Genomic DNA, 25,297 nt, shown 5'->3' with positions numbered 1-25,297 from the left:
CGCAGGGACGAGGCGAGCGAAAGCAACGGGAACGAAAGAGATGGCATGCGGCGTAGCCTGTGCACGGATGATGTCGGGCGAGCCATGAGAGGTGTGAAATGCGTCGACGCGATTTTCTGACTTTTGCTGGTGGGCTTGGCGCGGCATGGCTGACGCCGATGCCGGTGTTCGCCGCAGCGCGCGAGTTGTCTGGTGCGCTGCCCGGCAACTACGGCAACCTGCTGATCCTCATCGAGTTGAAGGGCGGGAACGACGGGCTGAATACCGTCATTCCCTACGCCGATCCGATGTATGCGAGCTTGCGCCCGAACATTGGTGTCAAGCGGGAGCAGGTGGTGCAACTGGACGAGCACAACGGTCTGCATCCGGAGATGCGTGCGCTCTTGCCGATGTGGCAGGCGAACGAGCTGGCGATCGTGCAGGGAGTGGGGTATCCGCAGCCGAACTTGTCGCATTTCCGGTCGATCGAGATCTGGAACACGGCGTCGCGTTCGGACGAATATCTGCGAGACGGCTGGTTGTCGCGGGCGTTCGCGGCGCAGGCGGTGCCATCGGGATTCGACGCCGATGGCGTGATTGTCGGCAGTGCGGAGCTTGGGCCGCTGAGTGGTGGCGCACGAGCGGTCACGCTGACGAATCCTGCGCAGTTCTTGCGCGAGGCGAACCTCGCCTCGGCGAATGCGGCGCGGGTTGGCAATCCGGCGTTGGCGCATGTGCTGCAGGTGGAGAACGATATCGTGAAGGCGGCAGACGGGTTGCGTCCGCGTCAGGGGCAATACGTGTTGCGCACGCCGATGCCTGCGGGAGCGTTCGGGAACGTGGTGAAGACGGCGTTGCAGGTGGTCGCGGCGGCCGATTCACCGACGGGCGTGCCACAGCCGGGGCGTGGCGTTGCGGTGTTGCGTCTGACGCTCAACGGTTTCGACACGCACCAGAATCAGCCGGGGCAACAGGCGAATCTGTTGCGTCAGTTGGCGCAGGGAATGATGGCGTTGCGCTCGGGGCTGACCGAGCTGGGACGCTGGCAGTCGACGATGATCGTGACCTATGCGGAATTCGGACGGCGTCCGCGCGAGAACCAGAGCAATGGCACGGATCACGGTACGGTGGCGCCACACTTCATTGCGGGCGGTCGCGTTCGTGGAGGTCTGTACGGCGAGGTGCCACGACTCGATCGGCTCGACGGGAATGGCAATCTGCCGTTCGCCGTCGATTTTCGCGACATCTATGCGACGGTACTGCAGCGCTGGTGGGGGGTGAATGCGCAGCCCGTGTTGGGCGGGACATTCAAGCCACTGGACGTGTTGCGCGCTTGAGGTTTCAGCGAGCGCGCCAGGCTTTCCAGAACTTGCGCAGCGGCGTGAGATCGATGCGCTGGTGAAGTACCTGATAGTCGCTTGCGGCGACTTCATCCATCAACGCGAGTTGCAAGGCGGCGAGGGCGAGCAGTGGTTTTTGCTTGCGGCGATCCGCTTTGGGGATGGCGTTGGCGGCTTGCGTGATCGCTTGCCGTGCGCGCTCGTGCTGGAACTTCATCAGTTCGACGAAGGCGGGCGAGTATTTGCCGTTTTGCAGATCGGCGGCGGTAACGCCGAAGCGCTGGAGTTCGTCGATGGGGAAGTAGACATAACCGGCGCGGGCATCCACGCCGGCATCGGTGACACGGCGGCCGAGCGTGATGGCATGGCCGAGTGCGCGGGCGAGGGCGGGTGTTGCCGGGTCGTCGAAGCCGTAGACGTGCGAGGCGAGTTCGACGGGGGCGCCGCCGGCGGCGTCGCAGTAATGCGAGAGGCCGGCGAAGTCGAGATAGCGCATCTGGGAGAGATCCATCTCGGCGCCATGCAGGACGGCTTCGAAGGCGGCGCGGCTCAATCCGGTGTCGTTGACGACTGGCGCGAGCGCGCGCGTGACGGGGTGAGCGGGTGCGCCGGCGAACAGGCGTGCGAGTTCCTGGCGCCACCAGTCGAGTTTGGCATGCGCGACGCTGGGGTCATGGACGGCGGCATGAATATCGGCGATTTCCTGGCAGAAGGCGTGGACTGCGTAGGCGGCATCGCGCTTCGACGGCGGCAACTGGAGCAGCGCGTAGTAGAGGGCGGAGCCGGGCGGGCCTGCTTTCTGGCGGCAGTATTCGTTGGCTTGCGCGGGGCTGGTGGGGGAGCCGGGTGGGGTATCGGCGGTCTCGTGGGGCTGCATGCGAATGGGGTATCGGTTTGGTCAGGTGCCTGGACGTGGGTGCGCGGGCGCGCAGTCGGGGCAGAAGCCATGAATTGGTGCGAATTCTAGCATTGCGGGGGGGAATGCCGGGCGGAAGGCGTCGGGAGGGCTGGCGCGACGCTTGGAATTTGCCGGTGAAAATCACTTCGTGTAGAATGCCTGCCTGCTTTGACGCATGCACCGGGGTGGCGACGAGTCGCCCTTTTTCATGTCCGACAGGACGCATGTTGTCGACCCGATGCCGGGATGTCGTCCCTTACCCAGGTGACCGACGCCCACGGGCTGCGAGGATGGCGAAATTGGTAGACGCACCAGGTTTAGGTCCTGACGCCCGAAAGGGTGTAGGGGTTCGAGTCCCCTTCCTCGCACCAACTCCCCGTTTTGGCATCGGTTTCGTAGGTCTCACTTCTTCCCGCAATATCTCGCAAACGCTTGCCGAATAAGGCGAGGCGGGATTTTCGCGTCGATTCTGATTGTTCGTCCAAGACGAAAAATCTCACCTCTCCGAACCTAAAATCGATGCGTCGGCCCCATCGGGGCCCCAACTCGGCCCCACAAAATGGCATCGATTACGAAGACTTCTAGAGGTTGGAGAGCACAGGTAAAGCACAATGGCGTGCGCGACAGTGGAACGTTCGATACGAAGGCCGCAGCGACGGCGTGGAGTGCGAAACGAGAGACGGAGCTACGGTCGATTGCAGACGGTTTCGGTAGCAAGACCTTGACAGTCGGCGACGTACTTCGGGAGTACGAGCTCAAGGTGAGCCCTACGAAGCGCGGGGCGAGGTGGGAAAAGTTGCGTTTGCCATTGATCGGTAGTCGGGAAATTAACGGGCGCAAGTTTGCAGACATAAAGCTCGCGGATCTCCGCCCGAGTCATATCGCGGCATGGCGCGACACGCGACTGCGCGAGGTTTCGGGTTCGTCAACGTCACGCGAAATGTCGTTGATGTCGCATGCGTTTTTGGTTGCCCGGAAGGAGTGGGGCTGGCTCGTGACGAACCCGATGGCGGAAGTAAAGCGCCCGCCGGATCCTCCTGGTCGCGAACGATTGATTTCGGAAGAGGAAATCGAGTCGCTGCTCGCAAGCATGGGGTACGAAGAGGGGCAGCCGGTAGAAACGCCGATCCAGCGAGTGGCGGTGGCATTCCTCTTCGCGATAGAAACGGCCATGCGCTCTAGCGAAATCCTGTCACTCACTGCCTCGTCAGTGAACTACAAAGGCAAGTTCGCACGACTACCCATGACCAAGAACGGCACCGCGCGTAATGTGCCATTGTCCTCCCGGGCGATTGAACTTCTGAAGATGCTTCCAGCAGTGCCCAAAGGCGAGTCACTGTTCGCGCTGTCTACGTCGAGCCGTGATGCGCTGTTCCGAAAGGCGCGAGACAGGTCGCAGATCCCAGATGTGACGTTTCACGATACCCGTCACGAGGCCATTACGCGGTTAGCGAAAAAGCTACAGCCGCTGGATTTGGCGAGGATGACCGGCCATAGGAACATCTCGGAGCTAATGACGTACTACAACGCTACTGCGACAGATATCGCAAGCCGCCTCGGGTAACCACGTCGGAAGGCTTTGAGCCTACCACTGCACTTTCCTCAAAGTCGTGACTCATCTTGCCCCTCCAAAGTCAAAGGGGGTGTGGGCGTTTCGGTATCGCTGGGAACGCCCGCTTCCGACCCATCGCGGTCAAATTGGGGACCCGGTTTGCTATGACCGCTCACGAGTTGGAAGTGGCCACGCGGAGGCCACGACCACACCCCCAGGTCAATGCCCACTACCCATCAGGGGAGCAGAGCCGCGCGGAGGCACAGCCGGCGCGCTGTCTGCAAACACGTGCTCGGGTTTCTTTCCACTTATAGTCAACTTCATGCTATTCGTATGCAGGATGGCGTACAGCTCGGAATGTGTCCATCAAACGGTGGTTTTCTGAACAGATCAAATTGGCGCACTTTGTGTTCGTGAAAGCCGCCTACGAGTGTTAATATCGACGTCAAGTTTTCAATGTCCTGGATGCGTCCATGAATCAACGCATAGGATACGCCCGCGTATCGACTGATGATCAGCACCTAGACCTGCAGCGCGACGCGCTCCAGCAGGCTGGATGCGGCGTGATCTACGAAGAAGCGGCCAGTGGCAAGAATACATCGCGGCCGGAACTTGAACAGTGCCGTAAGGCGCTGCGGGCAGGGGACACCCTGGTGGTGTGGCGGCTGGATCGGCTCGGGCGCAGCCTGCCTGATCTGGTGCAGATCGTGACCGATCTGGAGCAGCGTGGCATCGGCTTTGAAAGCTTGACGGAAAAGATCGAAACCGGCGGCGCGGCGGGCAAGCTGATTTTCCATGTGTTCGCAGCGCTGGCTGAGTTCGAGCGTGGCTTGATCCGTGAGCGGACGCAAGCCGGTTTGGCCGCAGCGCGTGCCCGAGGTCGCGCCGGTGGTCGCAAGCCGAAGCTGGACGAACAGCAGGTGAGAGAGATCAAAGCCCTGTTGCGTGACCCCGATATTCAGGTGGCGGACGTGGCTCGCCGCTATGGCGTGTCTCGAACCACGATTTACAAGCATTGCGGTGTCGTGCCGCCACGTCATCAATAGCGAAGAAACAAAAGAGAGAAAAAGTTTTCGTGTCCAGACTGACTGATTTGATTGCCAAGGCAAAAGCCAAAGATTCGGCCCTGGGGGCTGAGTTAGATCGAGAATTCAAGATTCTCTCTTCGCGCCTTCCCTTTGGCTTAAACTTCGAACGGCATAGCCCCGAAGCGGTAGAACTGCCGTTGCGCCCGATACGGAAGGGCGACAAGGTTCGTGTATTGCCGGAACGTGGCACAACCCGAAAGGGGGATCAGCGGCTGTGGCAGGTGAAGTCGATCCACAAGACGAAGAAATTGGCTGACCTGGAGTTGCTGGGTGCGGCAGAGATCGAAACGCAGACCGTGGCGGTGGATGATCTGGTGGTAGTGGCCGAGTTCCGCGACACCATCTATCCGGGCCTGGTCAGTACCGGCAAGGTGCAGCGTGGTGGCGACAAACCCTGCCACACAGTCATCAATGGTGAGAACTACCATGTCCTCAAGGCATTGACCTATACGCACCGGGGTAAGGTGGATGCGATCTACATCGACCCGCCGTATAACACTGGGGCAAAGGACTGGAAATATAACAACGACTACGTCGAAGGCGATGATCTGTACCGTCATAGCAAATGGCTGGCGATGATGGAGCGACGCTTGTTAATTGCGAGGAAACTGCTGAGTCCGGTGAATTCAGTCCTGATCGTTACTATTGATGAGAAGGAATATCTGCGGTTGGGGCTGCTGCTGGAACAAGTATTTCCTGAAGCTCGGATTCAAATGGTGTCGATCACGACAAATCCCAAAGGAGCGTCTCGCCCCGACATGTTCGCCAGGGTGGATGAGTTCGCTTATTTTGTTCTGATCGGAGAATCCACTGTTTCTGGAATAGCTGTGAGTGATTCGCAGGGGCTGACCGTTCGTTGGCCTTATTTGCGGCGATCAGATGAGCAATCTACACGGGGCCATCGCCCTCGACAGTTTTATCCGGTTTTTGTCGATCCGATCACTTCGAGGATAAAGGGCGTTGGCGAGCCATTGGCTCGTGATGTGCCACGCGAGAGTATTAAAACCCCTCCTGGGGTCGTTGCGGTTTTTCCTGTCCGCGATGATGGAATCGAGATGGAGTGGGGACTTACCGGCCCCAGCCTCATGCGTGCGGTGCGTGGTGGTTTCGCTCGGGCAAGTCGCACGAACTCACTCCAGCCATATGCAATTTCTTACCTTACCGCGCCTGCGATTAGCAAGGTTGAGTCTGGAGAGTATGTCGTATCGGGTATTCGAGAAGATGGTACAAAGATTGTCATCGCGCCTAGCGGAAAAACGACGCGGCCAACGACGGTGTGGACAGAAAGCAGGCATAGTGCGCCCGACCACGGAAAGAAAATTTTAGGAGCGCTGTTGCCAACAAGGTCTTTTCCTTTTCCTAAGTCTTTATACGTAGTTGAAGACTCGTTGCGGCTATTCGTAGAAAACAATAAGAACGCAATAATTCTTGATTTTTTCTCGGGCTCGGGCACGACCGCACATGCGGTGATGCGACTCAATAAGCAGGATGGAGGAAATCGTCAGTGTATTTGCGTTACCAATAACGAAGTTGGTGCGGAGGAACAAAAGGAACTGCGTAAAAAAGAATTGCGTCCTGGCGATGCGGAATGGGAAAAGTATGGGATCTGCGATTACATAACTAAGCCACGTGTGGCTGCGGCAATCACCGGCAAGACGCCGGACGGTGCTCCGATCAAGGGTGACTATAAGTTCACCGATGAGTTTCCGATGGCCGATGGTTTCGAGGAAAACGCCGAGTTCTTCACGTTGACCTATGAGACGCCGGTGTCGGTCAATTACAACCTGGCGTTCAACCGGATTGCACCATTGCTGTGGCTGCGAGCCGGGGCGCGGGGTAACCGTATAGATACGCTGGCCAGCGTTGGTTGGGCGGTAGTAGACGCCTATGGCTTGCTCAATAATGTGGATGCGGCCACACCTTTTATCAAGGCGCTGGGCAACGCCGCTGAAATCCGCATTGCCTATATCGTCACCGATGACGACCGCCGCTTTCAGGCCATTGCTAAGCGCTTGCCTGATGGCGTCGAGCCGGTGCGCTTGTACGAATCGTATCTGACCAATTTCAGCTTCACCAACGGAGAGTGACGGATGAAGTTCACGCTCAAAGACTATCAGCGCGACGCCGTCCGCGACTCATTGAATAACTTGGGCAAGGCTCGCCGCCTATGGCATGGCGAGGCTGATAGAACAGCATTTTCGCTTACTGCGGTGACCGGTGCGGGCAAGACTGTGATGGCCGCCGCCACGTTTGAGGCGCTGTTTCATGGTGACGATGAGTTCAGCTTTGATGCCGACCCCGGAGCGGTGGTGATTTGGTTCAGCGACGATCCTTCGCTGAACGAGCAGACCAGATTTCGCTTTATCGAGGCCAGTGACCGCATCAATTACACCGACCTGATAGTGGTGGAAAACACCTTCAACAGGCCAAAATTTCAGGCGGGGAAAATCTATTTTCTTAACACCCAGAAACTCAGCAAGAACAGCCTGCTGGTGCGTGGCCATGACCCTGAAGAGATGGCCGCTATGCTGGACGGTACCTTCCCGGACATGCGGCCTGACCTGCGGGCCTACACGATTTGGGACACCATTCAGAACACCATTGAAGACCCGGATTTGACGCTTTACCTGGTGCTGGATGAGGCGCACCGTGGCATGGGCGCGCAGACAGCAGCCAGTCAGAGCGCCAAGAGCACTATCGTCCAGCGGCTAATCAATGGCGTGGGCAGCGTGCCCGGTATCCCGGCGGTTTGGGGTATTTCGGCAACGGTCGAGCGGTTCAACAAGGCGGTTGAGTCGGCAGGCAAGCATATCAAGCTGCCCAACGTAGAAGTTGATGCGTCTAAAGTGCAGGAGTCCGGCCTGATCAAGGACACCATCCTGCTGGATGTTCCAGACAATGTTGGCGATTTCGATACCGTGCTGGTGCGGCGTGCGACCGATAAATTGAAGGAATCCAGTCTTGCGTGGGACGCTTATTCCAAGCAGCAACAGGAAGCGCATGTTGTCGTGCCGTTGATGGTTTTGCAGGTTCCCAACACGCCTGACGCCGATGAAATCGGGCGGGCCCTGGATACCATTTTCGAGCGCTACCCTGATTTGCCCTCTGCCAGCGTGGCGCACGTTTTCGGGGAGCACACCACGCAGCGCTTCGGTAACCGGGACGTGCCCTACATCGAGCCGCAGCGGGTTCAGGAATCGACGTGGGTGCGGGTGCTGATTGCCAAGGATGCTATCAGCACCGGCTGGGATTGCCCGCGCGCCGAGGTCATGGTGTCGTTCCGTGCGGCCAGCGACAAGACGCACATCACGCAGTTGCTGGGTCGTTTGGTACGTTCGCCGCTGGCCCGCCGTATCCCCGGCAATGACCGCCTGAACTCGGTGGATTGCTTATTGCCGAGATTCAATCGCAAGGCCGTGGAGCAGGTGGTCGATGAGCTGACAACCGGCAATGAGGCGGCAACGCCTGGGCGTGTGTTGATCGACTATATTGAGGTGCTGCCGAACCCTGCAGTCGCGCCTGCGATATGGGAAGCGTTCGAGGCGTTGCCGTCACAAACGCGCCCGCAACGAGGTGCCAAGCCAGCAGTCAGGTTGACCGCGTTAGCGCACGAGTTGGCGTCGGACGATATTCTGTCCGGCGCAGGTGGACTAGCACATGCCGAGATGCACGCAGCTTTGGATGCGTTTCAGGCCGACAACGACGGTAAGATCAAGGCCAAGCGGCAGTCCGTATTGGTTGTGGACGGCAAGACCGTGAAAGCAGACATGCTGGGCCAAGGCCGGAGTCTGGAGAAATTCTGGGAAGATGCAGATGTGGCAGTCATTGACGATGCCTACCGTCGTGCGGCGCGCATCTTCAGCCCGGCGATTGCCCATTCGTATGTTGACCATCTGGCGAGTCAGGAAGCCGACCGCGACGAAGACCCGGAAGGCTTTCTTGAGGCCATCATGGAAGCCCGCGTAACCGTTGCTGGTTTGGGGCTGGTGATGGAGGCGCAGGCTTATTTTGATGCCGCGGCTGATAAGCTGGCGAAGGACTGGCTGGCCAAGTATGGGGCGGAGATCAAGGCGCTAAGCGATGATCGACGGGAGTCCTACAGGCAGATCATCGAAATGAGCACGGAGCCGCAGGACGTGGGCTTGCTCAAGCCCGAAGCACGTTATGAGGCGACCAAGGCGAACGAAAACGGCAAGGTGAGAGTGCTCCCGGTCTGGGATGGCCACTTGCTGTGCAACGAGGCCGGCAAGTACCCCGCTGAACTGAATGACTGGGAGCGGACGGTCGTCGAGACTGAATCGGCAAAGCCGGGGTTTTCGTTCTGGTATCGCAATCCACAGCAGCCTGGGCAGGCGTCGCTGGGTATCGCCTATGAGAAATCGGGGCAGTACGGAATTGTTCGCCCGGACTTTCTGTTCTTTGCCACGCAGGGGGATGGCTCCCTTGTCGTTGATCTGGTTGATCCGCACGGACTGCACTTGAGCGACGCGCTGGTCAAGCTGCAAGGCTTAGCCCTGTATGCAGCCAACCATGCCGGTGCCTATCGTCGGATCGAATCCATTGCCCAGGTGAAGGGTAGTGACAAGCTGCGGGTGCTCGACTTGAAACGCCAGGAAGTACAGGTTGCGATTGCCGCCGCCGATGATGCCGAAGGGTTGTTCAGCAGCTGGCTGGCAGGTGACTATCAGTGATCGTGCGAGCGCAGTCACGGATCAGATCAGCGACTATCGGATCCACAGCTCATGAAGCGGAACAACATAAGCGAGCCGCTTTTCATCACCGAGGAGGTCGCGGCTGAAATGATCGCCAGCGGCTACGAGTTCGAGCCCCCGCCCATCGCCTGCACGGTGCGTCTGTGTGGTGTGCTGGAGCGTATGAGCGATGCCGAGCTAGTGTTGCAGCCGAGCGAGATCGCCGACCAGGAGCGCATGCACCGGCAGAACAAGCCATTTTCGGTCGGCTAAACTTAACATTGTATTCTTCGTGGCATTGTGTAGTGGTCTAATCCCTCCGGACACGCATTTAGGCGAGAATGCTCGCCATGAAGAGGTGTCTGATGACCAAACAACGTCGATCGTTTTCCCCTGAGTTCAAGCGCAACGCTGCGGCACTGGTCCTTGATCAGAGCTACAGCCACGTGGATGCATGCCGTTCTGTCGGCGTTGCCGAGTCCGTTTTGCGCCGATGGGTTGATCAGCTCCAGCTTGAGCGCCGGGGTGTTGCCCCTCAGAGCAAGGCCCTCACGCCAGAGCAGCAGCGTATCCAGGAGCTTGAGGCGCGTATCGACCGCCTTGAGCGCGAGAAGGCCATTTTAAAAAAAGCCACCGCGCTCTTAATGTCGGAAGGGATCGAACGTACGCGCTGATTGAGCAACTCGCCAAAGGTGAGCCCATAGCCTTACTCTGCGCGCTGTTCGAGCTTCCACGATCTTGCTTGTACGCTTATCGTCAGCGGCGCCAGCGTGTCGACCCGATACGTATGTCCCAACGCAGTCGTGTGCATGAATTGTTCGTCGAAAGCCGTAGCTCAGCGGGCAGCCGCAGCATCGTGGGAATGATGCGTGAGCAAGGCATTGCCATCGGACGTTTCAAGGTCAGTCGATTGATGGCGGAGCTTGGACTGATCTGCAAACAACCGGGCAGCCACGCCTACAAGCGAGCCACCATCGAGCGCGTGGACATTCCGAATCGCCTGAATCGGCAGATTGTGGTGGAGGCGCCGAATCGAGTCTGGTGCGGCGACATCACGTACGTTTGGGCGCAAGGCCGTTGGCATTACTTGGCCGCAGTCCTGGACCTGTTCACGCGCCGTGTCGTCGGTTGGGCGTTCTCGACGCGTCCTGACGCCGACCTGGTGGTGCAGGCACTCGATATGGCCTATGAGCAGCGCGGTCGTCCACAAGGGCTGCAATTTCACTCGGATCAGGGTGGTCAGTACGGTAGTCGCAAGTTCCGCCAGCGACTATGGCGGTACCGGATCGAGCAGAGCATGAGTCGGCGCGGCAATTGCTGGGACACTCAGTCCAAAATACGCTTCGAACGTCGGATCGATCTGACCCGTGCTGGGATTGGCCGAGCTGCCTTGGCGTTGACTTGTCGATCGGGCTCCGGCGTTCCCCGAGCGTTGCCGGGCCCAGCGTTTGTGACCTGATAGGAGCTTTGTCCTGCACCGTGAGTGTCCTGTCCAGCGAGTGGGGTTGGCGATGCGCCCATCACGACGGAGACTCGCATGGAACAACACGAAGTCATTCTTGGCGTCGATACGCACCTCGATACGCATGTCGGGGCAGTAATCAGCGAAACAGGAAAGCTCCTCGGAACTCTCTCGGTGACGGCCGAGACGGCGGGATATCTCAAGCTGCCGACCTGGGCGAATTCTCTCGGTCAGTTGCGCCGAGCTGGCGTTGAAGGGACCGGCACCTATGGCGCAGGTCTTGCCCGAGTGTTGCGCGATCATGAGATCGAAGTGCTGGAGGTCAATCGCCCTGATCGGGCTGCACGTCGATCACGCGGAAAATCCGATCCGACCGATGCGGAAAACGCCGCGCGCGCGGTTCTCGCCGGAAAGGCAACTGCGATCCCCAAAGACCAATCTGGGGCGGCCGAAGCGATGCGGGCTGTTTCCGTTGCTCGCCGCAGCGCCGTCAAAGCGAAGACGCAGGCGATCAATCAGTTGCGGGCCTTGCTGGTGAGCGCCCCGCAGGACATCCGGGAGCGCCTGCTGAAGACAAAGACCGCCGAATGCATCGCCAACTGCGCACGGCTGCGCTCGTTAGGCGACTCACCGATGTTGCAGGCTTTGACAACCACGCTGCGCTTACTGGCAAAGCGCTACCTCTCTCTCACGGAAGAACTTTCGACGCTCGATGCGCTGCTCGAACAACTAACCCTCAAGCATGCACGACGGCTTCGAGAACGATTTGGTGTTGGGCCTCAAACGGCGGCAGTGCTTGTTGCCGTTGCAGGCGATAATCCGGAACGGTTGAAAAGCGATGCCGCGCTCGCCGCACTTTGTGGCACGAGCCCACTGCAAGCGTCTTCTGGCAAAACGGTCCGACATCGCCTGAACCGAGGTGGTGATCGTGCTGCAAACAACGCCTTGTGGACCATCGCTATGGTGCGCATGCGCAGTGATCCGAGAACTCGGGCATACGTCGAGCGCCGAACGAAGGAAGGGATGTCGAACAAAGAAATACATCGCTGCCTGAAGCGCTATATCGTCAGGGAGTTGTACCCGCTCATTCTTGCCGACTTGGCCGATTCAGCGCGCACTTCTTGACATAGGAGCGTCAACTCACCAATGGAGCGCTTGTTCCGGAGTTTGAAAACAGAATGGGTGCCGAACGCGGGATATATGACGGCACCGCAAGCTCACCGGGACATCAGTCATTACCTGATGCAGCGGTACAACTGGATACGTCCGCATCAGTTCAATGACGGGCTGGCCCCTGCCGTAGCAGAAGAAAAACTTAACGCAGTGTCCGGGATGGGTTGACCACTACAAAAAGCCCGGTGGGCAGGTCACGACAATTGGCTGTTGGGGAGGTTTGAACTCAAGCCGGCTCAGATTGCTGCCGCGAAACTCAGGCTCCATCCGTAAGCGTTCCAGATGTATGCGCCTTGTTCTCGGGGGGGCTAAGCTTGAACCCTTTTGACCGCCGAATGGCACATGGTGGTCGACACCGGCTGTCTCGGTGTTCACCATCCCGGCATTCATGTGCCGGCTACGTGGTGGACGTACCCAGCGGGAGTCTGAACCCGCTGCGACGCGTCGTGGTGCCCCTCATTTCGCCTGCCAAGACCGGGGGGGCTACTCGGTGATGACACCTGTTCGCCTTACGTCCCAGAAGAGCGGCTTCCAGTTAACGGTCCGATCACCCATCGTGACTTTTCCATGCATCCACAGCAGGGGCAGAACAGGTTTCGGGATGCTCGTGGCGAACACCACCGTCGACGCAAATTGGCTCGCGCCCAGCTTCCACATCTCGATATCAGCTTCCGGGATATCGATGGGCTCCGCATTACTCTGTTCCGTCCCATTCGCGCCAGCCTTCTTTCGGCGTAAATACGGCACCACAAGTTGGCGTCCAATTTCCGAGCAGATGTATACGGCATCATCCCGACTTTGCCCCCAACCAGCGTCGCTACGGAATGCATAAGGCTCCACTGCCTCATCAAGTAGCTGCCGGATGGCATCGTCCGTCTCGCTCTGGACTTTGGCGACAGCACTTTCGATGCCTGGTTTGAGGAATCGAAAATGGTTGCGTACGGCAGCTGCATCAAACTGAACGCGGCTCGATCGCTCTCGCCTGGCGAAAAGCCTGGCGGCGGTCAGACCGGCGTCGCTGGTTACACCATATTTAAAGTGCAACTGCACGGCGCTGCCGCGAAAAGGAGTCGACAAGTGAATTTTCTTCAGTCGCTTAACGAGCTCGACGCCACTCCATAGACCGTCCTCGAATACGTAGATGACGTCCTTGTCCATCTCTGCAAGCTCATCAATCGCTTCGAGGTTGATTGCTATGATGTCCTCAGAGGGATAACAATGCTCAAGGATGTTCTTGATAGACAATGAACTGCTGCCCGGTTCGTCATCCCGAATGTAGGCATAGGCGACACGCAAGCCGACCGTCTGATGGTGCGAGACGGAAAAGGCTTCCCTGAGATCTTTCTCTGTGACAACGCGCAGGCTCTTCAAAAGTTGCCGACCAATATCAGTATTGATCCCCAGGTCAGCGAATTGCTGAACCCAGTGCTCCGGCGTCCCAGTTGCGAGGGTTGATTTCTGCCACTCGTCACGGGCGAACTCCATCCAATGTAGGCGCTTGGCTCGTAACTCCTTGCCAAGTACCTTGCACATTGTGGTGACAGTGTTCGTTTCGCGCAGTGGGATTTCCTCTTCTCTGAGGCGGTTCATATCCACCGTGACGTGCTGTAGCGTCACGATATTATTTAGACGGCCGTCTGCGTACTCTCGGATGATCTTGGAAGTGTTGTCTTGGATAGTCTGTGTTATGTCCGCAGAAGCGTCATTACGCTCGGAAAGTACGCGTATTTCGAAGGCTGTCCTCCAGCTTGTACTTCCGTACTGTATTAGCGCATCGGTAACTTCTTTTTCGTATTTTTGGCTGACGAGGACAAGCGTTTTTTCGCGCTCGACATACACAGAGTGATCGGCCACGGCGATTTAGATGTTACGAGGCTGTTGATTGATGATGTCCCACAAGACGCCCGCCGGCAGTCGTAATTCGCGCAGATCGGATATCGGCAGCGCCGCAATTGCGTGTGCAACAGCAGTACGAAAAGCTCCATCGGAATCTGGCGGCGAGTTCGTCGGCAGGCTCGAGCCGGACGCCGCTTCGCTTGACGTGGCTTCGTCCATTGTTTTGGCCTTTACGCGGGTCTTTGCCTTTGTTCGGGCGGCCATCTGGGCGCTGCGCAGGTGTCTCGCCAGTACAATAACGCGCGCTTCATCAACGTTGAAGGCACGAAGACGTGACTCAAATAGCCCAACAATCTTGTCGACACGATATATCGCCCAGTCTCGGTAATGACCGAGGCCAAGTTTCTTAACGGCCAGAGACCATAGATCAAACGGTGCGTGAGCATCCGGAATGACTACGTCCGAGTCCGCCAGTTTTTGAGTAAGTGTCTCGGTGAATTGAGCTCGGATTGCGTCCAGCTCGTCGCGCGTAGCGCTTTTGATCTGTTGCTCGCCGTCGTTTTGGGAGGCGGGAGCATCCACCACTTTTATTGCGCCGGAGTTTGTCAGAAGAATGACTTTCGGAGCGTACGTGCGGGCAAATGTCGTCCACAACTTAGCGGCATCATCATCGTCGACTGACGTTGACTTCGGCTGCTCGGACTCGCCCAGGTTGATGGTGTAGATCGGGTCGGAACCTTGTTTGTTTCCGCTGTAATGTAGCACCTCGTCCAAATGTTCGGTCACGAAGCGACGGAGTGCGCCTGTTCCGCTCGGCATACCTACGACTTCACGAACGTCGACATCTGGGGCATTTTCCCTTATTAGGTCCCCCAAATTCGCACCAGTGATTGTCGGATGCCCCCATTCTTTAAGGCCAAGTTTGATGAGCTCTAGGTCGCGGGCAGGTAACGTCATATGTCTCCCAAAATGAAAAAGGCCCATCTTGTGATGAGCCTTTTAGTACATCTAGAATTCCCCAGTGCTTTGCATAAAGCACTTGCGGCGATACTGCTTTTGTGGACAAATTGCCAGTATAGGAGTCCAGTCTATACCGCGATACCAAGTCAGCAGAAAGTCCGATGGCCATCCAGTGCTATTTTCTTCCTGAAGAGTCGGGTCACGCAACAACTGGCGGCCTCCGACCCCGCACTGCACTTTTAGTATAGCCGATTTTCGGAGGAATCTGCAATCGGGCCCTCTCAAGCCAGCTAGAGCTCCTTTGAGGTGGCTCGATTGCAGATTTCAGGCGAGTGACGACGTGTCCGAAAGAGGTTCAATGCGCTCGGAGCCGACTTGACCGTCCAGACGCTTACGTCTTCACAGCGCGCTTCGATGGCGTGGGTCGTTGTAGTGGTCAACCCATCGCAGACGCTGCACATAGTTTTTCTTCTGCTACCGCAGGAGCTACCCGTCGGCAAATTGATGCGGACGTAGCCAGTTGTATCGTTGCATCAGGTAATGGCTGATGTCTCGGTGGGCTTGGGGTGCAGGCAAATATCGAGCGGGGAAGCTCAAACAGCGCGCAGAGTAAGGCTATGGGGGCACACTTGGCGGGTTGCTCAATCAGCGCGTACGTTCGATCCCTTCCGACATTAAGCGCGGTGGTTTTTTCTAAAATGGTCTTCTCGCGCTCAAGGCAATCGATGCGCGCCTCAATCTCCTGAATACGCTGCTGCGCTGGCGTGAGGGCTTTGCTTTAGGGGTAACACCCCGGCGCTCAACCTGGAGCTATTCAACCCATCGACGCACAACACGCTCAGCCAGGCCTTCGGTCCTCACTCATCGGCAACGCCGACGGACAGGCATGCGTCCATGTGGCTATAGCTCTGATCAAGAACCAGTGCGGCAGCATTGCGTCTGAACTCAGTGGAAAACGAACGACGTTGTTTGGTCATCAGACACCGCTTCATAAAGAGCATTCTTGGCTAAACGGGTGTTCGGAGGGATTAGACCACTACAGGTGGGTTGACTACTACAAGTGCTGACCTCGCTGTCCTAGTCGTGATTATTTAGGAAGCGAGGGCTTCTTGTTCTGAAATGAAACCTGAGGCGGTAACGGCATTCGCGAGCTCGAGCCAACCTGCTCGCTCAGCGTATTTACGCATGCGCTGCGTTTGGCCCTCAGTTGCAGGGCGCCGGTGATTTTCAGGGACGTCCGATGGTGACATTTTATACGGAAGCAATTCCCGCCCGTTTTGTCGCGCCACTTCCGCAATGTTGGAAGCAATGCGGAATCCGCCTTCATCCACATCCCCCCAATGCATGAGGCGGCACGTGAGTGGAACGCTTTCTATCAATCGTTGGTATGCTGCTCGCCATGCTGGCGAAGGCATCCCTGCGGTGTACATCAAGAGTGCGTTGTCGTTGCAGCGCCGTCTTGCTTCACTGTGGAATGTGGTTTGATTCTCGATGGTGAGAAGGAATTTTGGTGAGCTCGTAGTTCCCAGCAGTGTGCTAGCAGGAAACGCTCCATAAGGCATGTCAAGCAAAGCGGTTACACGCTCGCGGATAATCGTAACGGCTCCCGCTAGGCGAACGGGTTGGTCTTCTCGGCACAAGCCAATTTCCGCCAATACGTCGTTGGCTTGCCTAGGGGCGGAGTCAATATCACCAGAAAGCAGCACATCCAGCGAGGTCAAGATTTGTTCGATCCGCTTACTGTGGTGCAACAATGTTGCGCTAACTTCTCGGACAGGGAGAGATTCTGCTCCGATGCGAGTATCTCGCCTCATAGACTCAATGACCGCCAGCGCGTCAGTCCAATCATTCGCTCGCTCAGGGCCGATCCCTCGCACCTTAAAAAGCTTCTCCCAGCGGGCTAGAACGGCGTCTAGTACGGGGTATGCGGGACGCCACGGATCAAGTGCGACGCGAGCGCGTTCGACAACAGATAACTGTGTCGGCCGACCAAGAAACAGAGCCAATACATCGACGTCTTTTGGGGAAACACGCGTGATCGAGCGACTCTCACTCCGCTCGTTATCCCAATGAAGTTCAATAGCGCCAGCATTGACGGCGGCCTTCATATTGGCCTCGAAGGACTCGCGTTCCTGAAGGCTCCGACTCGATGAATAGGCGTTTAGGTCGCGTGCGGTCAGCGCAGCGCTCCGGGCGCGTCTCCCAACAGTATGCCGCTCACTTATGGCGAGAAGCTTGGTCAGCAACGTCGTGGCTAGCGTATCCATAGCTATTAATCGAGGGCAGGTGTGGGTTCGGCCAAAGACTCACTCTCGACGATTTGGAGCTCAGCTTCCAATAGTTCTGGGTGGAACTCAAGTAAATCGGAGCGCATCAGTCGTCGCGAATCTTCGTCCACATCGTGTCCGGTGACATGGACGAAATTGTTGACCGGATCTCGGACAATGTCGTAGTACCGGTGGAGGAATGCTGTCAGGATGCCCAGATTCTCCCCGGGGCTTGCGAGGAAGACCTGCAGACCTAAATCGTCGAAATAGCGCATTGTCGCAGTGATATTGGTTTGGTCCATCCGATGGAACGCCTCATCGAGCAGGATCAAACGTATGCCGTTTCGGTGTGCCGGGCTGAGTCGATAGGCTGAAGCCAACGCCGCGCCTGCGATGACGTAGAGTGGTGCTCGATGCTCGCCGCCAGAGCCTGGACCAAGACGTTTGCTTAGGTTCCCAATCTTTCTTCTCTGGCCGGTCACCTGATCTTCTCGGACGATTTCGATATCGAACGAGAAGAACTCGCGATAATCGTCGAGTGCGGTACGCAAACCTGCTGTTCCAGGATTCGATTTTTCTTCGAGCAACGTTTTGAATTGCTCCGGAATTTCACCTGCACTTCCCAAAAGTGTCGCTTCTTCCGATCCATATGCGGCGATATCCTTAACAAATTTGAGCAATGCTGAATTTTCGGGGCGTACATGTCGAACGAATTGATAACGCTCACCGTTGGAAAATACAGGGCTCGTGCCAAGCACGCTGTTTAGACGGTTTACGGTGTCGTCCAGCCAAGACAAATTATTTGAAAGTGCGACCGCAACGTCTGTACGAAATGTTTCTTGGGATGCGCGATATGCTTCATCCATTCTTGCCTGGTGATTCACCAACTCGGTGTCCTTAAGGCGGTGCACGCGTGCCGTAACCCAGTCTCTCGCTAGTCGCCAGTTCTCGGCAATGCCGATGTCAAGATGTTCGGTAAAGTCGGCGAGAAAAGTGCCGAGCTGCGACGTGCCTCGGCCTGCTGACTGTCGATGCTTGTTATCGAGATCCTTGCGTCGGCTCTCGCAATATTTGAGCATGCCTAGGTAGTCATTTGGTGCGAAGCGAGGAAGCAGTTGATCCCATTGTTTGTCGGCGTAATCGCTGTCAAACGCCGTATTGGCCCTGACTTCCCGCAATCGGAGTCGAGTGGCATCCGCGTGAGTCTCGGCAGCCGAGGCGCTTCGGTTCAGATGGTCGGCGTGTTGTATTGCCTGGCCGACCGATGTGGCTATTTCCGTTTCCTGACCGCGCAATTGCTGCTCTTGGGTTTCAAGGTGCCGAACTCTTTCGCACAGTTCGAGGTACTCGTCGTCTGAGAGTTGGCGCAGCCTTGAGGCGTAACCATCCGCTTTTTTCTGAGCGGTGTTTGCCTCCATAGCGCGAGTGCGGATACTGTTAATCGCCATCTCGTCAGATGGCAACGTGCGCAGGAGCTTGTCGACGATATTGATCTCGTCGTGTTCTCGTTGTTTTTCAGCGGTCGTTGCGCTGCACTGAAGCAACTCGGATTCGATGGCGGATTTTTGGTCATGTCCGATGACGCCCAATCGTCGCTCCTTTGCGGGGGATAGGCGTTCAATAGTCCCTCGTCCAGTCAGCATGCCATCTACTGTCAATGTCCGTGTACCACGCAAGGCTTCGATGCTAGTTGTGGCGCGGTAGATGTCCTTGACGAGGTTTCGAGCGAACGCAATCGCTACCGGGTGTGTGCCATCAATGAGTTCGGCAACGGTCCCAGAAATGGCGGTTTGAGGAGACGTGAAGCGGCTCGACATGACAAGTTTTGCGCCGTAGATGGCGCCACGGCCCGAAAGATTTCGGTATATATCAAACGCGAGATGCTCGTGTCGTTCTTCGACTATCAAGGCTTCGAGATTTGATAACCCCATAAAACTTTCCACCACGGGCAGCCAGGCCTGGTCCGTCACCCGAATGACGTCGCAGACTGGCGTGGAGGGGATTCCGTGTTCGGACAATTCAGCACGCAACTTACCTGTTTTTTCGGAAAGCTTTGCATAGCCACCCTTAGCACGAGACAGGTCGCCTTCCAGTGAAACCTTTCGCTCCCGTAGGTCGGAAAGTTCCGATGCAACGCTACGTCCGGATTGTATGAGCGTTTCCCAAGCATTATTCGCAACGGAAAGTGCGACCTGCACCTTAGTGGCGATAGCTTCGATGTCGGTATCCAGAGAAAGAGTGGCACTCAAGTTAATGAGCGCGTCATGCTCGAATCTGAGGGCTGCGGCGTGAGTTTCGAGATGACGCCGGCGGGAAGCATTGTTGAGCAGTTTGGCGATTTGTTGCAACATCGACTCAATGTCTTTCAATCGCTCGTGGACAATGGCCTGACTGTCGCGTATCCCGTCCTGAATCACTGCGTGATGTTCGTGAGCAGCGTGCGAATTGCGCAGTCCCTCTGCGGCAAGTCGCTCCTGATACCTCTGCGTAAGGTGGCGTTTGTGCTCCGCAAGCTTGTCCTGTAGATCCTGCAATGCCTCCACGGCGACCCCTGCCAGAGCGCGAGCCTGGTTGGCCTCGTCGTCCGCTTGCTCACCCTCGACGTCATGGTGTAAGACCTGCCACGCATTTGCCTGAAGTTCTTGTTCAACGGCTTTGTCAAACAGGTCGAGGATAGACTGACTGGCTTCCAACTGTTTGGCGACTCGCGTGACAAGAGCCTTTAATGAGCGGAATGTGTCGGTAATCTCGCGAAAGCGTTTGACGTTCGTCGGGCGAGGCTCCAACACTTCGTTTCGTACGATATGGTCGACAGATTTGTCAAAACGCATACGGAGTGCAAAGCGAAACGCACGTTGAAATGCCTCATGGTCCGGCAAACCGCCATCTCCTCGAAGCCGTGTCAGTGCGGCTCGGAGATAGTGTTTCGAGTTTGTGTAGATGATTTCGTCATCTGTTGTTACCTGAGCCCGACGGGTAAGGTCGGCTCTGAACGATTTCCAGTCTCTAGGTTGTCGTTTTCCAGCCTCCACAGTCAGGTGATCCCCCAGGCTTAGTTCGATGTCGGGAACTACATAGAGCCCACGCACTTCGTGCTCCTCGCTGTCACCGGATGCGGAGATGCACACTCCCATTGAAACAGATGTCTTTGCCTCGCCATCTCGCCAGATGAGAGTGATGTACGTTGTCGCGTTGTCTCTAACACGCTGCTCTGAGGTCTCGCCGTATTGGCCGAGGCAATAGCCCCGAATTGTTCGCGTGGTCTTGCTGCTCTCGTCTGCCTGTGCATTGAGTGCGGAGACACGTTGATTGCCCCCCAGCATGGCAATCTGTACCGCGTCAATGAATGAGCTTTTTCCACTGCCGTTTGGGCCGAAGATGCCGGAAATTTCGCCCAGCGTCATCGTTTCGGCGTCAAACATGAAGAATTGGACGACGTGCACAGCGTGAAGAGAAAGTGTCATTCTTGGATGTCCTGGTCCGTTGAGTTCTCTCCGTCATCGTCATGATCGGTATCCGAGGCGGAAGAGGGGGCGGAGGCGTCTGGCTTAGCCCACGCGGCTAGTCGAGCAAGCGCAGATTCCCCAAGCAATTGAACGATCGCCGGTCGAATGGCAAAAACAGTGCCAGACGTAGCACTAATGCCCCCGGTGTATTCCATTTCGGCCTCGCCGACGGTTCGTGCGATGCCCCAACGTTGGAGCATCTTCATCGCATTATCGAATTCGGTCTTGGGGGGCAGTTCTCTGTGCGTCATGAGGGCATATCGTTGAGCAAGTTCAACGGTTTCGCAAAAGACTTCGCCATCATCAGAAAGGTCGCCTCGCCGTGCAGCGTCATCGAATAGCGCTCGCAAAACCAGTGCGAGCAGAGTCTGCGTCGTTGTTGCTGGGGTACTGCGAGCGTGTTTGGGGATTGCGCACGCATAGCGCAACTCTCGATTGATTTCGAGATCGATACCCAGCGGTGCCAGTGCCTGTCTGAAATCTCGCTCATAGCGCTCAACGATGCCGTAATCTGTCCGACTCAGTCGATCTGAGTGATACAGGACTTGCTCTGCTACAAGTCGATACGCCGCACTTTCGAAGTTGGCTGGTTCGTATAAGCCGCCTGAATCCGAGGCGATGTCATCCCAGTTTGGCATCAACTTTTCCTCTTGAGGGGAGTTACCTGAAACGTGCGTCCACTGATGTATTTGTGCGTAACCTCTTCGTCGCCGGTGAAACGCACCCTAAATCCCTTTGCCATGGTGGTCGCTGTGATAACCAGGTCCCGAGATGAGGAGGACATTGGCAGTGCAATGCCAAACAACGTTTGATAGGCGCGCAGCGCCTCGACACTTTCCACGTTAATGTTCCGGCTTGTTACGTTGTCCTCATCACCAAGCCATTCGGCGACATAGGTTGCAAGTTTTGGGGCGGTCATCGTTCGTGCATCCCTGGCTCTGAAGATTAGGCGTGCGCGGGCAATGTCTGTTGCGCTCGGAATGCGGTTGCGTAGAGCATCCGCAGGAGCACGTACTACTGGGCGTCTTGGTTGCGTCAATGTGGTCGGCGAGATTAGATATCCTGGTGCCAGCGCCGTTCGGTGGCGCTGCGTCGGACTAGCAGATATCTGTTGAATCGTGGTCTGTATGACCTCGTCAAGGGGACGCAAGGCACGGATGCGGTAGTCCAAGTAGACCAGAGCTCGTTTGTTCGCACGACGGATCTCGTCGTCCAGACGATCTAGATACTCATCGATGCGCGATAGCTCAAGTAGTCGCTCAATGTCTCGCTCAAACATGCGTGTTGCTCGTTGAGTGTTTCCCGGCGCTCGATTTGCTTGGTACCAGTTGATAAGCGTAGTCCGCCTCTCGTCGTCGCCGTAAAGCTCATCCACTTGTGCGAGGATTTGAGCACGACGCGTCAGTGGGTGGTCTTGCGTGCGTAAGCGCTTATAGTCTCCAATGAAGACAGTTTCAACGTAGTCATTGAAAAATAATCGAACGTACTCTCGTGTCGGTATTTCTCCCCCGAGTTGGTCCATAAGGTCACGAATGCTCATGCCTGTATTACGAATGTGTTCGAGCAGGTTCCGTGCCGTTTCAGCCGCTTCCATTAGGGAGTCGCCAGCGCCGAGCTGAATGGCCTCCTTGAGATTTGTCTCCACCGAGCGGATCTTTCCTGCGACGAAGACCGGGCCAGTTTCGGCGAAACCGACAAGTTTCGAAAGGAATTGACTGACCGCCGGCGCCATTTGGAGTCGCTTTTCAAACAGACGCCTGCTTGTCTTCAACCATCCCGCCTCAATAAGCGTTGTCAGGTGGTTGTGGGCTCGAACGTTGATGTCAGTGACAGGTGCTGGGCCATCGGTGTCATCACGCAGGTCGTCGACATCGGTCAAAGCCCCCTCAATATCGAGCGTAATGTCTCGGGCGGGAAAACCATCCATGGGTGGCAGTGGCGCGTCCGGGCCGAAGCGCTTTCTGTAAAGCATGCAAAGGAGCGCCCAGTAGAGCTGTCGATTAGTCGCAGCAAGCGGGGCAAACAGACGATCCGGAAGCCGTTGGAAAAGCAGTGAGACGGCTGAACCACCGAGGCTTTCAAGTTTTTCAATATCCATCAAGATATAAGCCAAGGGCGAACCTCATCCGGATTTCCCAGTGCCAGTTGAAATTCCGGTGCCAGTTCCTTATCGAGATCTACTGCGACCCGCAGATCTTGCAGAAAATAGGGGATGAGGCAGCCCTTACATTGATCTGTGCGACTCGAGGCTCCACCAAAGTACTCATTCCGAATGACGAGTGCTTTAGATTCCGATAGTCCAGGATGGGCGATCAGAGACACTCGAATAGTCGCATTCCAACCAATATCGTTCTTCGCACCTTGTGTGGCGTCTCGTTCTAACAAGCTCGCTTGCCAAATTCGACCAAGCGCAAAGTCGCGGTAGGCATTCGCATGTTCGCACCATGCGCGAACGTGCCAGCGTCGGCCTGCACGTATTAGTCCGTGAGGCGAGATGAGTCTCCGGTGTTGTGCGGGGTTGCTCATGGAGGAATATGCAATTTCGAGCACTTTGCTTGACTGGATACCTTGGCGGATTACAGCGAACGTCTTGGGTGAAGGAGCTGAAAGTTCGGGATACGCCGCCCAAGAAATACCGTCCGTTCGCGCATTCGGTGCGTCCAGGAAGAGCCCGCTCAGCGCGAGATACCGAGCAAGGGATGCTGCACGGCGCTCGTTTTGAGCCATTTCCGTCTCCGATTCCTTATAGGCGGTGTACGTTGCGTAGTAACGCCGAGCGCGGGTATCCCAGGTCAACCAATCCGGATTTGCATCTCTAAACTCGCGAATCCATTGGCTTGCGCGGGTCTCTCCTAGTCGAAACAGATCTATCAATCTGGAGCGACTAAGCTCCCCCTCCCACAGGAGGAGCAATCTCAGCGCGTCAGTTCGTTCAAAGGGAGATTCCATGGAAAAAGTGTTGTATCGTGCAATATTTTGTATGCTACATTTTTTTGTATGATGTTGCTAGGGGGGGGGGGGCGTTGTTTGGCGCATACCCTTTCCGCTTCTATCTGTGGGGGAATTGACCTGCTCTTCGCGTTTAGCGCGGTGCCGAAATGGCGGGGGCGTTCCAGAGCGGAGCGGCAATGAAATAGCGATTCGCTGAAGAGCACATCAGCGGCATATTGGAGAAAGCTGGGGCCGGCCTTGCGGTGGTACAGTTTGCGGGGGAGGTAATGCGGAGCGCCGATTTGTATGCAATCGGGACTAACTCGAGTGGGTTGGGGGCGGCGTTGTCGGCGATAACGGAAAGTTGAGATTCAATCGCGGGGTTGGCCTGCTGCGTCTCACTTCACCATCGGTAGCCCCGTCGCAGGAATCATCTGCCTCCTGGGTCAGGTGACGGTAACTGGTTGGTCATCAAACACCTTTTCATGGCGAGCATTCTCGCCTAAATGAGTGTCCGGACGGATTAGACCACTACAGATCGCGCGATTCCTTTTTCGCGATAGCGGCCACCGGTCGTATAGACCGTCACGACGAAGTGCTTCACTTGCGCCTCCTGGTGTCCGGAGATGAGAATGCTTGGCAGAAGCGCCATCGATGCCAGCAGAAGGCACCCTAGGAGAAGAAAGTGAATCGTTCAGCGCACGTGCAGATTGAATCCACGCGTCATCACGTCACATGGCGTTGGGCCGGCGAGCTTTGGATGGGCGGCCCTGAATGGGGATGGATATCGATCAACGGCGGTGCAGAGCAAAGCGCCGGATCGCCCGAAGTTGTGTGGGCAGCCGATGAATCGTTTATGGCGTTCGTAAGCCTCAAGGTTGATGACGTTCCTAACCGAAAGGGGACAGAGGGAATGGGATTTCGAATCGGCCTCGTGCGTATGTCCGATGGGGCGATCCGATACTGTCTCGGCAATGTGGGCTTCGCGGATATCAGGCTTTCGACGATGTCGGCAGATTCGATTGAGGCGGTGGTTGACGGTAAGGTCCGCACCATTCCCGCGAACAACATCTCCTGGGAATAGCGCGGACCAAGGGATCCGGCTTTAACCATTTCCGCAATGGCCCTGTGAGCGTTCAGGCTTACTCAGAACTTCTGTGGGTAGCCTTTGGTGGACATGACAGCGGTCTCAGTGGCCAAGTGATCCAACTAGCGAGGGGAGAGATGATAATCATCGATCATGAGCCGCACACCTGGTTCTTGGCGGAAGCTCCGGAAGGCATGTATTTCGACGTGCATTGCTCACACGGCGCAGTGAGTTACGGCATCGCGATCAAGCTATCTGCAGAGGAGTTGGCGGAGTACGGTCGGCGAGGGCATGCATATCTGAACGCACTTGCTGAAGAAATCCACTACTCGGCGCCTGGCGTGATTGGTAGTAGTTCGCTTTACGCTGGCCGTCGCGTAGCCGCTGAGCTGGCGGCCGAATTGGACGCCGCGATCAACGCCTGGCAGGCTTCTCAATGAACATCGCGCCCCACTTCACGCTTATGAGGCGTTTGCTTTTCACAAGCCGCTGTCGTGGCGGCTCGTGATTGAGGGACGGCGCAAATG

17 protein-coding genes, 1 tRNA gene and 4 pseudogenes are annotated in these 25,297 nt (G+C 56.7%); 12 read left to right on the top strand and 10 right to left on the bottom strand.

The window, feature by feature from the left end; all coding sequences use genetic code 11:
* Positions 1–98 precede the first annotated feature (98 nt).
* Complete coding sequence (locus ABWO90_RS01705) at positions 99–1,316, top strand: DUF1501 domain-containing protein (protein WP_353189457.1); 1,218 nt, start codon at positions 99–101, stop codon at positions 1,314–1,316.
* A gap of 4 nt (positions 1,317–1,320) precedes the next feature.
* On the opposite strand, the gene hpnD is transcribed toward ABWO90_RS01705, so the two are convergent.
* On the bottom strand, positions 1,321–2,196 hold the full coding sequence (gene hpnD, locus ABWO90_RS01700; RefSeq protein WP_353189456.1) for a presqualene diphosphate synthase HpnD: 876 nt from the start codon (positions 2,194–2,196) through the stop codon (positions 1,321–1,323).
* 305 nt (positions 2,197–2,501) lie between these two features.
* Here hpnD and ABWO90_RS01695 point away from each other — a divergent pair.
* From ABWO90_RS01695 to ABWO90_RS01655, 9 genes and pseudogenes are all read left to right on the top strand, one after another.
* Positions 2,502–2,588: transfer RNA gene (locus ABWO90_RS01695), tRNA-Leu, on the top strand.
* Positions 2,589–2,776: 188 nt separating this feature from the next.
* Positions 2,777–3,781, top strand: coding sequence for a tyrosine-type recombinase/integrase (locus tag ABWO90_RS01690; RefSeq protein ID WP_353189455.1), 1,005 nt, complete (start codon positions 2,777–2,779; stop codon positions 3,779–3,781).
* 461 nt (positions 3,782–4,242) lie between these two features.
* Positions 4,243–4,815: a recombinase family protein gene (locus tag ABWO90_RS01685; protein WP_353189454.1), complete on the top strand. Its 573-nt coding sequence runs from the start codon at positions 4,243–4,245 to the stop codon at positions 4,813–4,815.
* Between the two features lie 29 nt (positions 4,816–4,844).
* Positions 4,845–6,944 carry a site-specific DNA-methyltransferase gene (locus tag ABWO90_RS01680; protein ID WP_353189453.1) on the top strand — a complete coding sequence of 700 codons (2,100 nt, stop codon included), beginning with the start codon at positions 4,845–4,847 and terminating at the stop codon, positions 6,942–6,944.
* Between the two features lie 3 nt (positions 6,945–6,947).
* Positions 6,948–9,548 (top strand): DEAD/DEAH box helicase, encoded by a 2,601-nt coding sequence (locus ABWO90_RS01675; protein WP_353189452.1) that lies wholly within the window; start codon positions 6,948–6,950, stop codon positions 9,546–9,548.
* 51 nt (positions 9,549–9,599) lie between these two features.
* A complete protein-coding gene (locus ABWO90_RS01670) occupies positions 9,600–9,821 on the top strand; it encodes a hypothetical protein (RefSeq protein ID WP_353189451.1) in 222 nt (73 codons plus the stop codon).
* 92 nt (positions 9,822–9,913) lie between these two features.
* A pseudogene (locus ABWO90_RS01665) lies at positions 9,914–10,905 on the top strand (IS3 family transposase); the annotation flags it as partial.
* A 180-nt stretch (positions 10,906–11,085) separates the two neighbouring features.
* The gene (locus ABWO90_RS01660) at positions 11,086–12,135 is read left to right on the top strand and encodes an IS110 family RNA-guided transposase (protein WP_353189450.1); all 1,050 of its coding nucleotides are present in this window, start codon (positions 11,086–11,088) and stop codon (positions 12,133–12,135) included.
* A 12-nt stretch (positions 12,136–12,147) separates the two neighbouring features.
* Positions 12,148–12,351, top strand: a pseudogene (locus ABWO90_RS01655) (IS3 family transposase); the annotation flags it as partial.
* A gap of 315 nt (positions 12,352–12,666) precedes the next feature.
* Here ABWO90_RS01655 and ABWO90_RS01650 read toward each other — a convergent pair.
* The 9 genes and pseudogenes from ABWO90_RS01650 to ABWO90_RS25020 form a co-directional block, all read right to left on the bottom strand.
* Positions 12,667–14,037, bottom strand: coding sequence for a phosphoribosyltransferase-like protein (locus ABWO90_RS01650; RefSeq protein ID WP_353189449.1), 1,371 nt, complete (start codon positions 14,035–14,037; stop codon positions 12,667–12,669).
* 6 nt (positions 14,038–14,043) lie between these two features.
* Entirely contained in the window at positions 14,044–14,976 is a 933-nt protein-coding gene (locus tag ABWO90_RS01645) for a hypothetical protein (RefSeq protein ID WP_353189448.1), read from the bottom strand.
* Between the two features lie 577 nt (positions 14,977–15,553).
* A pseudogene (locus ABWO90_RS01640) lies at positions 15,554–15,956 on the bottom strand (transposase); the annotation flags it as partial.
* 114 nt (positions 15,957–16,070) lie between these two features.
* On the bottom strand, positions 16,071–17,087 hold the full coding sequence (locus tag ABWO90_RS01635; RefSeq protein WP_353189447.1) for a Wadjet anti-phage system protein JetD domain-containing protein: 1,017 nt from the start codon (positions 17,085–17,087) through the stop codon (positions 16,071–16,073).
* Between the two features lie 164 nt (positions 17,088–17,251).
* On the bottom strand, positions 17,252–20,710 hold the full coding sequence (locus ABWO90_RS01630; RefSeq protein ID WP_353189446.1) for an SbcC/MukB-like Walker B domain-containing protein: 3,459 nt from the start codon (positions 20,708–20,710) through the stop codon (positions 17,252–17,254).
* Entirely contained in the window at positions 20,707–21,390 is a 684-nt protein-coding gene (locus ABWO90_RS01625) for a DUF4194 domain-containing protein (RefSeq protein ID WP_353189445.1), read from the bottom strand. Before ABWO90_RS01625 ends, ABWO90_RS01630 begins: the two co-directional genes overlap by 4 nt.
* Entirely contained in the window at positions 21,390–22,865 is a 1,476-nt protein-coding gene (locus ABWO90_RS01620; RefSeq protein ID WP_353189444.1) for a Wadjet anti-phage system protein JetA family protein, read from the bottom strand. Before ABWO90_RS01620 ends, ABWO90_RS01625 begins: the two co-directional genes overlap by 1 nt.
* Positions 22,850–23,479 carry a helix-turn-helix transcriptional regulator gene (locus tag ABWO90_RS01615; RefSeq protein WP_353189443.1) on the bottom strand — a complete coding sequence of 210 codons (630 nt, stop codon included), beginning with the start codon at positions 23,477–23,479 and terminating at the stop codon, positions 22,850–22,852. Before ABWO90_RS01615 ends, ABWO90_RS01620 begins: the two co-directional genes overlap by 16 nt.
* Before the next feature lie 42 nt (positions 23,480–23,521).
* Positions 23,522–23,701, bottom strand: a pseudogene (locus ABWO90_RS25020) (BrxR family helix-turn-helix transcriptional regulator); the annotation flags it as partial.
* Positions 23,702–24,368: 667 nt separating this feature from the next.
* Between ABWO90_RS25020 and ABWO90_RS01610 the strand changes: the two are divergent.
* Together ABWO90_RS01610 and ABWO90_RS01605 are read left to right on the top strand one after the other, a co-directional pair.
* The gene (locus ABWO90_RS01610) at positions 24,369–24,767 is read left to right on the top strand and encodes a hypothetical protein (RefSeq protein WP_353189442.1); all 399 of its coding nucleotides are present in this window, start codon (positions 24,369–24,371) and stop codon (positions 24,765–24,767) included.
* Positions 24,768–24,907: 140 nt separating this feature from the next.
* Positions 24,908–25,210 carry a hypothetical protein gene (locus ABWO90_RS01605; RefSeq protein WP_353189441.1) on the top strand — a complete coding sequence of 101 codons (303 nt, stop codon included), beginning with the start codon at positions 24,908–24,910 and terminating at the stop codon, positions 25,208–25,210.
* Positions 25,211–25,297: the final 87 nt, after the last annotated feature.

Source organism: Pandoraea pnomenusa, assembly GCF_040391475.1.
Taxonomy (GTDB): domain Bacteria; phylum Pseudomonadota; class Gammaproteobacteria; order Burkholderiales; family Burkholderiaceae; genus Pandoraea; species Pandoraea pnomenusa_C.
The sequence above is the reverse complement of the archived record's forward strand: the minus strand, read 5'-3'. Positions and strand labels throughout refer to the sequence as shown.